Annotated in this window: 10 protein-coding genes; 6 read left to right on the top strand and 4 right to left on the bottom strand. The window is 58.9% G+C overall.

The window, feature by feature from the left end; all coding sequences use genetic code 11:
- The gene (gene tatC, locus DW937_RS07115; RefSeq protein WP_118526613.1) at positions 1–801 is read left to right on the top strand and encodes a twin-arginine translocase subunit TatC; all 801 of its coding nucleotides are present in this window, start codon (positions 1–3) and stop codon (positions 799–801) included.
- A 509-nt stretch (positions 802–1,310) separates the two neighbouring features.
- Positions 1,311–3,080 (top strand): sugar-binding domain-containing protein, encoded by a 1,770-nt coding sequence (locus DW937_RS07105; protein WP_120120536.1) that lies wholly within the window; start codon positions 1,311–1,313, stop codon positions 3,078–3,080.
- 63 nt (positions 3,081–3,143) lie between these two features.
- Here the strand turns inward: DW937_RS07105 and DW937_RS07100 are convergent, their stop codons facing one another.
- The 4 genes from DW937_RS07100 to DW937_RS07080 form a co-directional block, all read right to left on the bottom strand.
- Entirely contained in the window at positions 3,144–4,262 is a 1,119-nt protein-coding gene (locus DW937_RS07100) for a foldase (protein ID WP_120120535.1), read from the bottom strand.
- Between the two features lie 19 nt (positions 4,263–4,281).
- Positions 4,282–7,755: a transcription-repair coupling factor gene (gene mfd, locus DW937_RS07095; protein ID WP_120120534.1), complete on the bottom strand. Its 3,474-nt coding sequence runs from the start codon at positions 7,753–7,755 to the stop codon at positions 4,282–4,284.
- Positions 7,756–8,178: 423 nt separating this feature from the next.
- A complete protein-coding gene (pth, locus tag DW937_RS07085; RefSeq protein ID WP_097774427.1) occupies positions 8,179–8,757 on the bottom strand; it encodes an aminoacyl-tRNA hydrolase in 579 nt (192 codons plus the stop codon).
- 167 nt (positions 8,758–8,924) lie between these two features.
- Positions 8,925–9,683 (bottom strand): UDP-N-acetylglucosamine diphosphorylase, encoded by a 759-nt coding sequence (locus DW937_RS07080; protein WP_097781281.1) that lies wholly within the window; start codon positions 9,681–9,683, stop codon positions 8,925–8,927.
- Positions 9,684–10,103: 420 nt separating this feature from the next.
- Between DW937_RS07080 and ppdK the strand changes: the two genes are divergently transcribed.
- The 4 genes from ppdK to DW937_RS07055 all read left to right on the top strand — a co-directional run bounded on the left by ppdK (position 10,104) and on the right by DW937_RS07055 (position 15,984).
- Positions 10,104–12,770 carry a pyruvate, phosphate dikinase gene (ppdK, locus tag DW937_RS07070; protein WP_120120532.1) on the top strand — a complete coding sequence of 889 codons (2,667 nt, stop codon included), beginning with the start codon at positions 10,104–10,106 and terminating at the stop codon, positions 12,768–12,770.
- A 244-nt stretch (positions 12,771–13,014) separates the two neighbouring features.
- Positions 13,015–13,320 carry a hypothetical protein gene (locus tag DW937_RS07065; RefSeq protein WP_207666635.1) on the top strand — a complete coding sequence of 102 codons (306 nt, stop codon included), beginning with the start codon at positions 13,015–13,017 and terminating at the stop codon, positions 13,318–13,320.
- Positions 13,321–13,590: 270 nt separating this feature from the next.
- A complete protein-coding gene (locus DW937_RS07060; protein WP_097777187.1) occupies positions 13,591–15,135 on the top strand; it encodes a CoA-transferase in 1,545 nt (514 codons plus the stop codon).
- 69 nt (positions 15,136–15,204) lie between these two features.
- A complete protein-coding gene (locus DW937_RS07055; protein ID WP_097777188.1) occupies positions 15,205–15,984 on the top strand; it encodes an enoyl-CoA hydratase/isomerase family protein in 780 nt (259 codons plus the stop codon).
- The last annotated feature ends 84 nt before the right edge of the window (positions 15,985–16,068 follow it).

Genomic DNA, 16,068 nt, shown 5'->3' with positions numbered 1-16,068 from the left:
GTGGCTACGAACGTTAAGCGCAAAAAGAAAAAAGCCGAAGTCATGGCAGAGGACGGCAGCATGACGCTGACCGGCCATCTGAAAGAACTGCGGAACAGGCTGATCATCTGCGCGGTGGTGTTCGTGGTGGGTGTTGTGGTCTCGCTGGCATACGCCGACCGTCTGATCGATCTGCTCACTGCCATGGGCCGCGACTATTACGAGTTTGTTTCCATTGCCCCGCAGGAAAAGCTGATGCAGTATTTCCGCGTCTCCATTCTGGCAGGCGTGGTGGTCACCGTTCCGGTGGCGTTCTACCACATTTATGCATTTGCAAAGCCGGGCCTGAAAAAGAGCGAGAGCTTCTTCTTCAAAATGGTCATGCTGCTGGGCCTGATCCTGTTCTGCGTGGGCGTGCTGTTCGCCTACAAGCTCATGATGCCCTTCATGCTGCGTTTCCTCAGCACCGGCATCGAGGGTGCCGAGTACATCCAGACCACCACCAGTATCGAGAGCTATGTCAACCTCTGCTTGACCATGTTCATCATTTTTGGCTGCGTGTTTGAGATGCCTCTGATCACCATCATCCTGTCCAAGATGGGCATTATCAACCCGCAGCTGCTCAAGCAGGTGCGCGGCGTTGCCATCGTGATCATCTTCTTCATCGCGGCCGTTGTCACCCCGCCGGATATCGTGTCTCAGTGCATGGTGGCCGGCCCCATGGTGCTGCTGTACTTCATCAGCATCTTCCTGAGCGGCATCTTCTATAAGCCGAAAGAGGACGATGATGACGAAGATGACGAGGATGAGGACGAAGAGTAAGCTCTGACTTCTGGTTTTCTGTTTTATCATTGCAAAAACAAAGGCTGCTGCGCCATTTGGTGCAGTAGCCTTTTTGTATGTAGCCTTTTTGTATGTGGAAAATGCTTCCGGTGCAGAGCGTAATCGCGTGGGGCAGATTCTATGGCTTTTGCAAAAGGCATTACCGCCGAATATGTACTCTTTTGCACGCACAAAAGAGTACCAGAAAGGACGGCGGTGCCCGTAGGGCATGAAAGCCCCGGTGGGGCTTTCAAGGCGCAGACCGGTTTGCGCAGCAAATGCTGTGTGTTCAACACAGCAAGGTCTCCGCTACTTTCGAGGCGCGGGAGGCGGCGGGTTGCGGCTCCCTGCGTCTGCTTCGTGCCTTGGACGGCACTCGCATCCTGCAGGCCGCTGCCCCAACTCGTCCAAAGCGAACGCGGCGGCAATTCCAAATCGTTGCTGCTCAGTCTATACAAGCCACTCGCCCTGTGCTAGAATGAAACCAACAAATCAAAGGCGGTGAAACCATGCATCCACTCCCGGAATACCCTCGCCCGGCCATGCGCCGGGACAGCTATGAGAACCTGAACGGCCTGTGGAAGTACGCCATTACCCAGACAGCTGAATACCCTGCTGCGTGGGACGGCAGCATTCTGGTGCCCTACTCGCCGGAAGCAAAGGCCTCCGGCGTTGGCCGCACCCTGCAGCCCGGCCAGTGGCTGCACTACCACTGCACCTTTGCTCCCCCTCCGGGAGAAGGGGGCCGGGTGCTGCTGCACTTCGGCGCGGTGGACGATGCCTGTGCGGTGCAGGTGAACGGCCATCTGGTGGGCGGCCATCGGGGCGGCTACTGGCCCTTCACACTGGATGTCACCGCCCAGCTCAACGATACGGGCCGCAACAGCCTGTGGGTGGCCGTGCAGGACTCCACGGACAGCGGCACGCAGGCCCGGGGCAAGCAGACCCTGAAGCCCGGCGGCATGTTCTATCCGGCCCAGAGCGGCATCTGGCAGACGGTCTGGATGGAGCGTGTGCCGGAAAACTACATCCAGTCGCTCACGGTCACGCCGGACTACGATGCCCGCACCGTGACCGTGAAAGCCCATACTTCCATGCCCGGCGGTGCGGTGAACCTGTGGGCCGTGGTGCGGGCCGGGGGCGTGACCATTGCCGAGGACTGGGGCAGCGACGAAGCGGACCGGGACGGCGAGGTGACGCTGAACATCCCGGAGGAACATTTCTTTCCGTGGAGCCCGGATACCCCGTTTTTGTATGACCTGACCGTGGGTACCACGCAGGGAGGGGAGGAGCAGTTCGACACCGTGCACAGCTACTTTGCCCTGCGCAAGTGGAGCTGTGAGCCGGATGCGCGGGGCGTGCTGCGCTTCTGCCTGAACGGAAAGCCCATCCTGCTCAACGGCCTGCTGGACCAGGGCTACTGGCCGCAGGGCCTGTATACCCCGCCTTCCGATGCGGCGGTGGAGCGGGAGCTGAGCGAGGTGAAAGCGCTGGGATTCAACCTGCTGCGCAAGCACGCCAAGATCGAGCCGCAGCGCTGGTACTACCACTGCGACAGGTTGGGCCTTGTGGTCTGGCAGGACATGGTGAACGGCGGCAGCAGATACAACCTGTGGTTCGTCACCTACCTGACCAATGTGCTGCAGCCCCTTGTGCGCCGCCTGCCCGACGCAGAGCCGCTCTGGGGCCTGCTGAGCCGCGGAAAAGCATCCAGCCGGGAAACATACCGCAAAGAGCTGCAAGCCACCGTGAAAGCCCTGCGCTGCCATCCGTGCATCGGCTGCTGGGTACCCTTCAACGAAGGCTGGGGCCAGTTTGATGCGGCCGGGGCCGTGCAGGCCATCCGCGCGCTGGACGATACCCGCCTTGTGGACGAGGCCAGCGGTTGGTATGATCAGGGCGGCGGAGATGTGTGCTCCATCCACAACTATTTCTATCCGCTGCATGTAAAGCCCGGAAACCGTACCGTGGCCCTGAGTGAATACGGCGGTATTGCATGGCCCATGCCGGGGCACGAAGCACCGGGCAAAACCTACGGCTACGGCACGGCCAAGAGCCGCGCAGACCTGACCGTCCGCTGCAAAAAGCTGCAGTTGGGCACAGTGCTGCCGCAGCTGAAAAAAGGACTTTCGGCGCTGGTGTACACCCAGCTGACGGATGTGGAAGATGAGGTGAACGGTCTGTTCACCTATGACCGGGCCGAGATCAAGCCGGATGCCAATGCCGTCCGCTCGGTGAATGCTGCCCTTGCCGCAGAGTTCGCAAAAGTGACGCGATGAAAGAAAAAACTCCCTCAGTCATCACGCAGCGATGACTGAGGGAGTTTTATGTTACAGCAGCTCTCAGTTGTTGGCGCTGTTGTTCACGATCTTTTTGGCGGGCAGCTTGTTCATGGCAGAGCTGTCCAGATCGTGTGCCAGCTCTGCACCGCCTGCGGCCAGTGCGTCGTCCAGCTCGCCGCCCTTCATATCGCTCAGGATCTGGCTGCGCAGGTCGTCCAGCGAGGAAACGCTCAGCGGGTCTACACGCACCATCAGGAGCAGGGTGTAGCTGTTGATCTGCACGGCAGCGGCTTCGCCGTAGGAAAGGCTGCGCAGAGCATCGGCTGCGCCATCCTGCGTAAAGGCCGAAGCAACATCGCTCTCGGTCAGCAGCTCGGTCTGGACGCTGGCGCTGTCGTCGGAAGTTTCGCCGTCCAGCACGGCGTAGATGTCCGGCAGGGCATTCTGTGCGGCCTCATGCAGGGCGCTCACCTGATCCGAGACCGTCTCGCCGCCTGCAGTGTTGACGCTGTCGGCAGCAGTCTGGGCCAGCCGGAGCATTTTGGTCTTCTGGTCGTCGTTTGCAAAGGCATAGGTGCTGGTGTTGTACAGCGGGATGCTGATGTAGCAGATCTCATACATGCTGTCGTCCAGATGGCTGGTCAGCTCGTCGTCCTCCACCGGGGCCTCGCCGTTTTTGCCGTAGACCAGTTCCAGCAGGGCGGTGTGCTCCATCTGCAGACGTTCATATGCCTTGACGGTCTCCAGACCGATGCCGTTGGCGGTGTAGGTGTCGCCGTACTGGTCCATCATCTGCTGGGCATAACGGTCGGCAGTGGCGATCTGCTCGTCGGTCAGCTCACCGCCCAGTGCCTTGAAGCGGGCATCCACAGCGGCCAGCGTTTCCAACGTTTCCTGCGTTTTCTGGGCCACATAGTCGCTCACAACTGCGGTCTCGCCGCTGTCAGAGTCGGTGGTGATGGTCTCTTTCAGGAAGGCTCTTACGTCGGTGGTGTCCTGATCGGTGCCGGCAAGCTGGGCGGCCTGCTGGTAAGCACCGTACTGTGCCAGCAGATACATGCCGGAGGTGATCTCAAAATCACCGATGCTGCCCACGGTGTCCGGGGCGGAAATGGTGCAGCCCACAAGGCTGAACACCAGTGCAAGTGCGCAGATCAGCGCGAGAAGTTTCTTTTTCATGGCAATGCTCCTATGATGTTTATTTTTGCTCGGCGGAGGCAAGGATCTCTGCCATCGCCTTGAGGATGCTTTGCAGCAGCTCCAGCGGCTTTTCGTCGGGCTGCAGCGTGACCGAGAGATAGGGCCGGTTGCCTGCACCGGCGGTGACGCGGCCATTGAAGGCTACCAGCAGGCCCCGGATCATGGGCAGCTCCAGACTTTCCAGCTGCAGGGTGAGGGTGTCCTTTTTCTGGGTCACTTCGGTCACGCCCACAGCGCTGGCCTGCACGCGTACCAGCGACACGTTGACCAGATCGCTCACCGAGGGCGGCGGGTCGCCGTAGCGGTCGATGAGCTCGTCCAGCACATCGGCGGCATCCTCTGCCGTCTGGATGGCGGCAATGCGCTTATAAGCTTCAATGCGGCCCGGGCCGTCTGCGATATATTTCTCCGGGATGAAGGCATCCACCCGCAGATCCACAAGGCATTCGCTCTTGTCCCGCCGGACAGGTTCGCCCTTGGCCCGGGCGATGGCCTGCCCCAGCATCTTCACGTAGAGGTCGTAGCCCACGGCCTCCATGTGGCCGTGCTGGCTGTGGCCCAGAAGACTGCCCGCACCCCGGATCTGCAGATCCCGCATGGCGATGCGGAAGCCGGAGCCGAAGGCCGTGAACTCCCGGATAGCGGAGAGCCGCTTCTGGGCGATATCGGTCAGGGTCTTGTCCCGCCGGAAGGTGAAGTAGGCATAGGCCTTGCGGCCGGAGCGGCCCACCCGGCCTCTGATCTGGTACAGCTGGGCAAGGCCCATGCGGTCAGCGTCCTCGATGATGAGGGTGTTGCAGTTGCGCACGTCGATGCCGGTCTCGATGAGGGTGGTGCACACCAGAATATCGATCTCGCCGTTCAGCAGATGCTGCCACACGGGGTTCAGCTCTTCCTCGGTCATCTTGCCGTGGGCAATGCCGATGCGTGCGCCGGGCACCAGCTTGCTCACATGGGCGGCGCAGGCTTCGATGTTGTCCACCCGGTTGTGCAGGTAGTACACCTGCCCGCCCCGGGCAAGCTCCTTCTTCATGGCTTCGGCAAGGATCACGTCGTTGTATTCCAGCACAAAGGTCTCCACGGGCTGCCGCTCGATGGGCGGCTGCTCGATGGTGGAAAGGTCCCGGATTCCGCTCATGGCCATGTTCAGGGTGCGGGGGATGGGGGTAGCCGAAAGGGTGAGCATGTCCACCCCGATGAAGTTCTCCTTGAGCTTTTCCTTGTGCTTCACACCGAAGCGCTGCTCCTCGTCGATGATGACAAGGCCGAGGTCATGGAACTTCACGTCCTTGGACAGCAGCCGGTGGGTGCCCACCACGATGTCCACACTGCCCGACTGCAGGCCCCGGAGGGTCTCCTTCTGCTGCTTTGCGGTGCGGAAGCGGGACATCATCTCCACCTTCACGGGAAAAGCTTCCATGCGGGAGAGGATGGTGTTGTAGTGCTGCCACGCCAGCAGGGTGGTGGGGGCAAGGATGGCGCACTGCTTGCCGCCCATCACGCACTTGAAGGCGGCGCGCAGGGCCACTTCGGTCTTGCCCACGCCCACGTCGCCGCACAGCAAGCGGTCCATGGGCCAGCCCTTTTCCATGTCCTGCTTGATCTCGGCGGTGGCGTTCAGCTGGTCGTCGGTCTCGTCGTAGTCAAAGCGGGTCTCAAAGTCTCGCTGCCAGTCGCCGTCCGGCGGGAAAGCGTAGCCCGTGGCCTGTCGGCGGCGGGCGTAGAGCTCGATCAGTTCCTGCGCCATCTCCTCGGTGGCTTTTTTCACCTTGGCGCGGGTACGCTGCCACTCGGCGCCGCCCAGCTTTGCCAGCTTTACCTTTTCCTCGTCGCCGGGGGCGGTGTAGCGGCTCAGCAGGTCCAGCTGGGTCACCGGAACATACAGCACATCCGAGCCGGAGTACTGCACCTTCAGGTAATCTTTCGTGGCACCCTGCACTTCCAGCCGCTGGATGCCCGCATACATGCCGATGCCGTGGCTCTGGTGCACCACATAGTCCCCGGGCTTGATGTCCGAAAGGCTGGAAAGGGCGTTCTTGTTCTTTTTGCGCTTTTTGGTCTCGGCGGAGATTTCTTCCTCCAGACCGTGCCTGCGGCTGGACAGCACTGCCGCATGGGCAAACGGAAAGGTGCACCCGGCGGTCAGATGGCCCGGCAGCACCTGTACGATGCCTTTTGTGGGCCGCACATCCCGGCTCATGCTCACGGAGTAGCCCTTGTCGGCAAGGTCGCGGGTGAGGGCGGCGGCACCCTTGGGCGTTCCGGAAAACAGGGTGACGGCATAGCCCTGCGCAATGAGCGGGTCAAGGTCTTCTCGCAGGGAGACAAGGTCGCCGTTCCAGTTGGGGGCGGCAAAGGCCTCGGCGTTGATGAGGTCTTTCAGCTTAAATTCGTTCATGCCGCGCAGGAAGTTCTCGCACAGCAGGGTGCTCTGCTTCTGGGCGGCAGCGGCAAGGTCGTCCATGGTCTGGTAGAGTACATCCAGCCCGGGGCAGAGCACACCCTCTTCCAACAGGCCGGTCAGCTCTTCGCTGCGACGGAACTCGGTGGCCTTCTGGGCATCCCGGATGCCGCCCACCTCGTCCAGAATGAACAGCGGTGTGTCCAGATGATCCAGCAGGGTGGCCGGGCTCGGATAGCGCAGGCCGTAGTATTTATCCATGGCTTCCGGCATCAGTCCGGAGTCCAGCTGAGCAAGGTCGGCTTCCGTGGCCTTTTCCAGTGCGGTGCGGTGCCGGCCGCGTGCCTTTTTGATGGCGGCACGCAGGGCCTCGGCAGTCTCGGCGGTATCGCCGAACAGCACCTCGCGGGCAGGGGAAAGATAGATCTTTTCCAGTGCGCTGTCCCGCCGCTGGGTGAGCAGGTCGAAGGAGGAAATGGAATCGATCTCGTCGTCCCAGTACTCCACGCGGGCAGGCTGGCGCATATCCGGCGCATAGATATCCACGATATCGCCGCGCACACTGAACTGTCCCGGGCCGTCCACCTGACTGCGCCGCACATACCCGGCGGCGAACAGCCGGGCCACAAGACCCTCGCGGTTGTACACCATGCCGGGTTTGAGGGTAAGAGTGTTCTTTAAAAATTCATCCCGGGGCACGGTGTACTGCAACAGCGCTTCGGCGGGCACGCAGACTGCGTTCAGCCGCCCGCCTGCAAGGGAGCCCAGCACCGAAAGGCGGCGGTACTCGTACTCGCGGCCCGCGCCCTCCACTGGGCGCAGCATAAAGTCCCGGGGCGGGAACACGGCGGCAGAAAGGCCCAACGCCTTGAGGTCGTCCGCAAAGTGGGTGGCCTCGGCCTCGCCGGGGGTCACGATGCACAGCACCCGGCCAAGGTCTTTCTGCAAGGCAGCGTACAGCAGGGCACGGCCTGCGGGCGGCAGACCGAACAGCGCGGCAGGACCAGGCTTTGCAAAGCTGGCCGCGATCTTCTGATATTCCGGTGTGGCCTTGAGTAAGGCTTCGTACATGGAAAAACCTCCTTTCCTGTTGGGATGACCATTTGAAATTGCCGCCGCAGACGGGTTGCGGCACCCAGCATCTGCTTCACGCCTTGAGCGGCGCTCGCATCTTGCTGGCCGCTGCCCCAACAACTCCTCCCTGTTTCCGCCACTGGCGGCGGTCGTCGCTGTTGCGCTTTGGCAATGGCAGAGGAATGATTATTTTTTATTTGCAGCAGAGAAAAGCCTGCGGGCTTTTCTCCGCTGTTTTTTCACGAGAGGAGTCGTGACCTCAAGATGCATCAAAGAACACAAATGCAGTTCGCCAGTGCTGCTCCACTCGGTGAAAATGTGTTTGGAGCGGCCCGCAGGCCGCGACAAACACGAACAATAAAAATAAAATTCCGCTGAAAATGCCCAGAGCGCAAGCGGAGGGCAGTTTAAATGAGGTCCTTACCCGTTATACTTGCTCTGTGCCAGACTCAGCTTGCCGTCCATGATGAGCTTTGCGGCGGCTTCCAGATCAGGGTAGCGGCCGCTCAGAGCCTTGGCATCCTCTGCCGGGAACTTGCCCAGCACCCACGCGGCAAGGTCGTAGTCCGGGTGGGGCTTGGCACCCACGCCGATGCGGATGCGGGGGAAGTTCTCCCCGCCCAAGCGGGCGATAATGCTCTTCAGGCCGTTATGTCCGCCTGCGGAGCCGGAGGGCCGGATGCGCAGCTTGCCGGGGTTCTGGGTGATATCGTCGCACAGAACGATGACGTGGTCGGCAGGGATCTTGAAAAAGCCCGCCGTGGGGGCGATGGAGTCGCCCGAAAGGTTCATGTAGGTCAGGGGCTTGAGCAGCACCACCTTGTGGCCGTCCACTTCGCCCTGACCCCACAGACCTTCAAATTTGGTTTTGCTGACCGAAATGCCCCACTTGTCGGCCAGATAGTCCAGCGCGGCATAGCCCGCATTGTGGCGGGTGCCGTCGTATTTTGTTTCCGGGTTGCCAAGACCGGCGATCAGCCAGATGTCATTTGTATTCATGAGTGTTATATTTTCCTTTTTGTGATAAATTGTCCGATGCAAGTCCTAAGTATAACATACGCGCGTGCAAAAAGATATACATCATAAGCGAAAAAGATGCACCTGCAAACAAAAACCGCCGCGCAGGGCCATCCTGTGCAGCGGTCTGTACGCGAAAAACGGACAGCTTACTTGCTCTGCTCGTCTTCCAGCTTCTTTTTTTTGGCAATGTAGGCTTCCATCTTGGGCTCTGCCCAGCCCTCCAGATTGGTCTGGCGCTCCCGGGCGATGCCCAGCGCCTGTGCGGGCACGTCCTTGGTGATGGTGCTGCCGGCGGCGGTGTAGGCACCATCGCCCACCTTCACGGGGGCTACAAGGTTCGTGTTGCAGCCGATGAAGCAGTAATCGCCGATCTGGGTGCGGAACTTATCCTTGCCGTCGTAGTTGCAGGTGACGGTGCCGCAGCCGAAGTTGCAGTACTTGCCCACGTCGCTGTCGCCGATATAGGTCAGGTGGCTCACCGTGTTGCCCCGGGCAAAGTTGGAGTTCTTGGTTTCTACATAGGCACCCAGGTGCACGCCGTAGTCGGTGACGGTGTTCACCCGCACATGGGTGAAGGGGCCGATGTTGTTGTGAGGACCGATGTGGCTGCTGTATACCTGACTGGCGTTGACGGTGCTGCCCTCGTCTACGATGCTGTCCTCGATGAGGGTGTTGGGGCCGATGATGCAGCCCGCACCGATGACCGTCCTGCCGCGCAGGATGGTACCGGCCAGAATGACGGCACCCGGGGCGATGACCACGTCCGGTGCAATCTGCACGGTGCGGCTGTCGATGATCACGCCGTTTGCGATGTGCTGCAGCAGAATGACCTCGCGGGCGGCTTCGGCGGCATCCAGCTGCTCACGCGCTGCATTCAGCGCGGCAGAAGAAACAGAATTTTCCATACGATAGATCTCCCTTCCGGCACGGCGGCTCCCGGCGGGTGGATGATAAGGCCCGACCCGGAAAAATGATGCATCCATATCCAAAGATGGATACAACAGAAGCTTTGTGCCGACAAAAAAGAAAAAACTGAAATTACAGGGATGGAAAGTTGTATCCAACAGACGGATAATCCGCGTCAGAAAACGAAAAACCTCTCGAACTTTTTCCCATTTTATATTACCGGAAAACTCGGCAAAATTCAAGTGATTTGCATAAAAAATATCAAACAAATTCGGTGTTTTGCACGGTGGAAACGGATGGATTTTCTGGTATAATAATTTAGCATTCACAAAACAATGTTCATCGATCAAATGAGACAAGGCAAGCGATGAGGCTGCGGCGCGGATGCTCCGCAGTCAAAAATGGGAGGTAAACAACGCATGAGCAAAAAGTATCTGTACTACTTCAGCGAAGGCAATGATGCTTTCGGCGGCGACAAAGTCACCATGAAGAACACTCTGGGCGGCAAGGGCGCCGGTCTGGCAGAAATGACCGCAGCCGGTATGCCGGTGCCGCAGGGTTTCACCATCACCACCGACGCCTGCACCCAGTATTATGCAGACGGCCGTCAGATCAATGACGAGATCACTGCTGATATCTTTGAGCATCTGAAGGGTCTGGAGCAGATCACCGGCAAGAAGTTCGGCGATAACCAGAACCCCCTGCTGGTCTCCGTCCGTTCCGGCGCACGTCAGTCCATGCCCGGCATGATGGACACCATCCTGAACCTGGGCCTGAACGACGAGGCTGTTGAAGGTCTGGCAAAGAAGACCGGCAACGCCCGTTTTGCATACGACTGCTACCGTCGCTTTGTGCAGATGTTCGCGGACGTCGTTATGATGGTCCCGAAGAGCCTGTTCGAGGTCGAGATCGACAAGATGAAGGAAGCCAAGGGCGTCAAGAACGACGTTGACCTGACTGCTGACGACCTGAAGGAACTGGTCGGCACCTTCAAGAAGATCTACGAGGAGAACGAAGGCCGTCCCTTCCCGCAGGATCCCCGCGATCAGCTGATCGAGGCTGTCAAGGCCGTCTTCCGCAGCTGGGACAACCCCCGCGCAAATGTCTATCGTAAGATGAACGAGATTCCCTACGAGTGGGGTACCGCAGTCAACGTTCAGCAGATGGCATTCGGCAACTCTGGCGACCGCTCCGGCACCGGCGTTGCATTCACCCGTGACCCCGCCACCGGCGCTAAGAAGCTGATGGGCGAGTACCTGATCAATGCACAGGGCGAGGACGTTGTGGCCGGCGTGCGCACTCCTTCTCCCATCAGCCACCTGAAGGATCAGATGCCTGAGGTGTACGATCAGTTCGTTGAGATCGCAACCCGTCTGGAGAACTACTTCCGCGATATGCAGGATATGGAGTTCACCATCGAGGACGGCCACCTGTACATGCTGCAGACCCGTAACGGCAAGCGTACCGCTCAGGCTGCTCTGCAGATCGCATGTGATCTGGTGGACGAGGGCATGATCACCGAGCAGGAAGCTGTCCTGCGCGTGGAGCCCAAGCAGCTGGATACCCTGCTGCATCCCCAGTTCGACGCCGCTGCCCTGAAGGCTGCAGAGGTTGTCGGCAAGGGTCTGGCTGCTTCTCCCGGTTCTGCCTGCGGCCAGATCGTCTTTACTGCTGAAGAGGCAGAGGAAATGGTCAAGTCCGGCAAGATGAAGAAGGTCGTTCTGGTCCGTCTGGAGACCAGCCCCGAGGATATCGTGGGCATGCAGGTCTCTCAGGGCATCCTGACCGTCCGCGGCGGCATGACCAGCCACGCAGCCGTTGTTGCCCGTGGTATGGGCACCTGCTGTGTCTCCGGCTGCGGCAATGACAACGAGGTCAAGATCGACGAGGAAGCAAAGACCTTCGAGATCAATGGCCACAAGTTCGTTGAGGGCGACTGGATCTCCATCGATGGTTCTACCGGCAACATCTACGGCGAGCAGGTCGCTACCGTGGCCGCTACCGGCAATAAGAACTTCAACCGCTTCATGGGCTGGGCAGACGCTGCTCGTCAGCTGCTGGTCATGACCAACGCTGATAACCCGCGCGACGCACAGCAGGCAGTGGATCTGGGTGCTGAGGGCATCGGCCTGTGCCGTACCGAGCACATGTTCTTCGCAGAGGATCGCATCAAGGCTGTGCGTGAGATGATCTGCGCACGTACCGTGGAAGAGCGCGAAGCTGCTCTGGCCAAGGTCGAGCCGTTCCAGCAGGGTGACTTCGAGGCCATGTACCGCATCATGGGTGAGCGCCCGATGACCATTCGTTATCTGGATCCGCCTCTGCACGAGTTCCTGCCCACCAAGGACGAGGACATCAAGGAACTGGCTGCCGATATGGGCATGACCTATGATGACCTGAAGAACGTGGTTACTTCTCTGCACGAGTTCAACCCCATGATGGGCCACCGTGGCTGCCGTCTGGCTGTTACCTACCCTGAGATCGCAGCCATGCAGACCCGCGCTGTGATCAAGGCTGCTCTGAACGTCTCTGCTGAGACCGGCCATGTGATCACCCCGCACATCATGATCCCGCTGGTCGGCGAGGTCAAGGAGCTGAAGTTCGTCAAGGACGTTGTGGTCAAGGTTGCTGACGAACTGATTGCTGCTGCTGGCGTTGAGATGAAGTATCAGGTCGGTACCATGATCGAGATCCCCCGTGCAGCCCTGACTGCCGGCGAGATCGCCAAGGAAGCCGAGTTCTTCAGCTTCGGCACCAACGACCTGACCCAGATGACCTTCGGCTTCAGCCGTGATGATGCCGCCAAGTTCCTGGGCGCATACTACGAGAACAAGATCTATGAGAGCGATCCGTTCCAGCATCTGGATCAGATCGGCGTTGGCAAGCTGGTCAAGATGGCTGCCCACGACGGCCGCGAGACCCGTCCTGATCTGGGTCTGGGCATCTGCGGCGAGCACGGCGGCGACCCCACGAGCGTGGAGTTCTGCCACAATGTCGGTCTGGACTATGTCAGCTGCTCTCCCTTCCGTGTGCCTATCGCACGTCTGGCTGCCGCTCAGGCTGCCATCAAGAATCCCCGCAAGTGATGGTGTGGGCGCTTGAAAAGCGCGAATAAAAACCCATAAAGCAAACGAACCGCCCCGGTTTCCGCAACGGAAGCCGGGGCGGTTTTTGTGTGCTGAAGAATATCAGGGAATGCAGACGCTTCCTCCGGATGGCGCGTGGTGCTGCCTGCAATTTTTTGGAAGGATAACGAGCACCCTTCCGCTCCCTGCATTTGCGGGGACGGAAAGCATCCGAAGAGCGCTGCCGACAGTGGCAGCGTGGAACATGGCGGTACGATTTGGGCTGTCATATCATAAAGAAGCAAGTGCAGGGCAGACCGTTGAAAAAATGCTGAAAGCATTCTGGAGCCCCCTGTGCTTGAAGCGAACGAACCTGCCGGAAGATCGTGCCGAAGGAGAACCATGGATGATCTTGGCGTTCAGCCGTGGAGAGCGGGGGAGAATCGGAGGCTTTGGTGCGAAAGCACAAATGTTTGCACAAGATAACACACTGCAAACATTTGCATACAACAAAGAGATTTTGCCGAAAGCGGGAGGATTGGAGCAATTCAAAGGAGAGAAAAAAGAGTGAAAAGGACAGATTGCTATAAAATTCCGAGAAATACTGTACGTTCCGACAAACATAACGGGGATTGGTTGACAAATAGTTGGGCATGGGCTATAATGCAAACGTAGTTCATCGAAAGACTGACTCGTAAGAAATGTGATCTTAGGAGAGGGAGAGTCGATGATAATTTTATCGGATGAATGCAAACGTTTGCATATAAGAGAAAAGAGACGGTGGGGGAAGGTGGTGCGGAAAAAACCACGCTTCTCACCCGCACAAAAGGAGGCAAAACAAATGGCGCAGATCATGACACGCGAACAGGCGGCAGCTCTGATTCAGGATGGGGATACCGTAGTGATCACGGGCAGCGGCGGCGGTGTGATGGAGGCGTACCACACCCTTGAGGGAATCGAGGAACGCTTTCTGAATACAGGCCATCCCGCAAACCTGACCCTGGTGCATGCCTCCGGCATTGGCGATAAGAACAGAGCCGGCGTTACCCGCTTTGCCCACAAGGGCATGGTCAGGCGTGTCATAGGCGGTCACTGGGGCTGGTCGCCGGAGATGCAGGCAATGGCGGTCAACAATGAAATCGAGGCTTACAATTTCTCGCAGGGCGTCATCTGCCACCTGTATCGCGAGATCGCAGCACAGCGCCCGGTGCTGATCACAAAGGTTGGCAAGTATACCTTTGTGGATCCGCTGCTGCAGGGCGGAAAGCTGAACGAAGTGACCAAGGAAGATCTGGTGGAACACATCAAGATCCATGACGTCGATTATCTGATGTACAAGACCTTCCCCGTCAACATCGCGGTCATCCGCGGCACCTACGCAGACGAGAGCGGCAACATCAGCTTTGATCAGGAGCCCGCACGGCTGGATATGCTGGAAGCTGCGCAGGCAGCGCACAACAGCGGCGGCAAAGTCATTTGTCAGGTCAAAGGCATCGTGGCAAAAGGCAGCCTGAGCGCAAAGCGGGTCTGGATCCCCGGGGCATACATTGACGCCATTGTGGTGGACCCCGCTCAGATGCAGACCGGGGAGGGCGAGTACAATCCTGCTTTCAGCGGGGATGTCACCATCCCGATCAGTCAGCTGAAAGCATTCCCGCTCAACGCACGCAAGGTCGTGGCCCGCCGGGCATTTATGGAGCTGGAGCAGGGTGCCATCATCAATCTGGGGTTCGGTATGCCGGATGGTGTTGCAGCAGTCGCTGCGGAGGAGGGCTTTGCAGACAAGGTCACGATGACCATTGAGCAGGGCATCTACGGCGGCATCCCCGCACAGGGCGCGATCTTCGGCGTGGCAAGCAATCCGGATGCATTTTTGGACGAAAGCACGCAGTTCGATTTTTATTCCGGTCATGGTCTGGATACCACATTTCTGGGTCTGGCACAGGCGGATGCACAGGGCAATGTCAATGTGAGCAAGTTCGGGACGACGATCTCCGGCAGCGGCGGATTCATTGATATTTCCCAGTCTGCAAAGAAGGTGGTGTTCTGCGGCACGTTTACCACAGGCGGGCTGAAAACCGCCATTGAGGATGGCAGGCTTGTGATCCAGCAGGAAGGACGCATCCACAAATTCGTCCCGGCGGTCGAGCAGATCACCTTCAGTACGCAGTATGCAGCGGAAGAGCAGCAGACCGTCGTGTATGTCACAGAGCGCGCGGTGTTCAGGCTGACCCAAGACGGTGTGGTGCTGACCGAGATCGCGCCGGGCGTGGATCTGGAAAAGGACGTTCTGGCACAGATGTACTTCCGTCCAAAAGTGGCAGAGGACCTGAAGATCATGGATGAATGCATCTTCCGCCCGGAACGGATGCACTGCAAGGAATGACGCATTGAAGCAGGAACCCGATGGCATAAGACGCTGTCGAACGATAAAATTCAGAAGGAGTGTGTACCTATGAGTGAAGAAATCTATCTGGAAAAGAAAACGGGCTATGCGATCATGACGATCAACCGCCCCAAGCAGATGAACGCACTGAACACCGGCATCGTGGAGCAGATCGACAAGCTGCTGGACGAGGTGGAGGCAGATCCCTCCATTCGCTGCCTGATCATTACCGGTGCGGGCGAGAAATCCTTTATCGCCGGTGCAGATATCGGACAGATGGGAACGCCGGGCTATCAGCCGGCCGATGCCCATTATCTGATCACCTGCGGCTACAAGGTGTATAACCGCGTGGAGGGGCTGAAGATCCCCACCATTGCAGCCATCAACGGCTATTGTCTGGGCGGCGGTCTGGAGCTGGCCATGTGCTGCGACTTCCGCATCTGCAGCGCAAATGCACGGTTTGCCCTGCCGGAGATCGCGCTGGGCATCATTCCCGGCTGGGGCGGTACGATCCGTCTGCCGCGCATCATCGGCGAAGGCCGCGCAAAGGACATGATCCTTCGTGCAAAGCGCATCAAACCCGACACCGCGCTGCAGTATGGTCTGGTCACCGAAGTGTTTGAAGATGTCGCCGCTCTGCGTGCAGGTGCCGATTCGCTTGCACAGGAGCTTGCCGCAAAGGCACCCATTACCATGGCGATGGACAAGGAGATGATCAACCGCTCGGTCTTTACCTATAACGACCTGACGGACTCGCTTGCTCTGTCTTACTGCTTCACCACGGCGGACTCCCGCGAGGGCATTTCCGCTTTCCTCGAAAAGCGCACCCCGGATTTCAAGGGCCGCTGAACCACAACGGAACAGGGCTGTATTAGAAGGAACAGCCTGAAAATAAAAAAGGCTTGTGCCGATTGCCAAAAACAGGAGGGTTTT

This window comes from Faecalibacterium sp. AM43-5AT (assembly GCF_003603345.1).
Lineage (GTDB): Bacteria > Bacillota > Clostridia > Oscillospirales > Ruminococcaceae > Faecalibacterium > Faecalibacterium taiwanense.
Note: the sequence above shows the minus strand (reverse complement) of the source record. Positions and strands in the feature narration are given on the sequence as shown.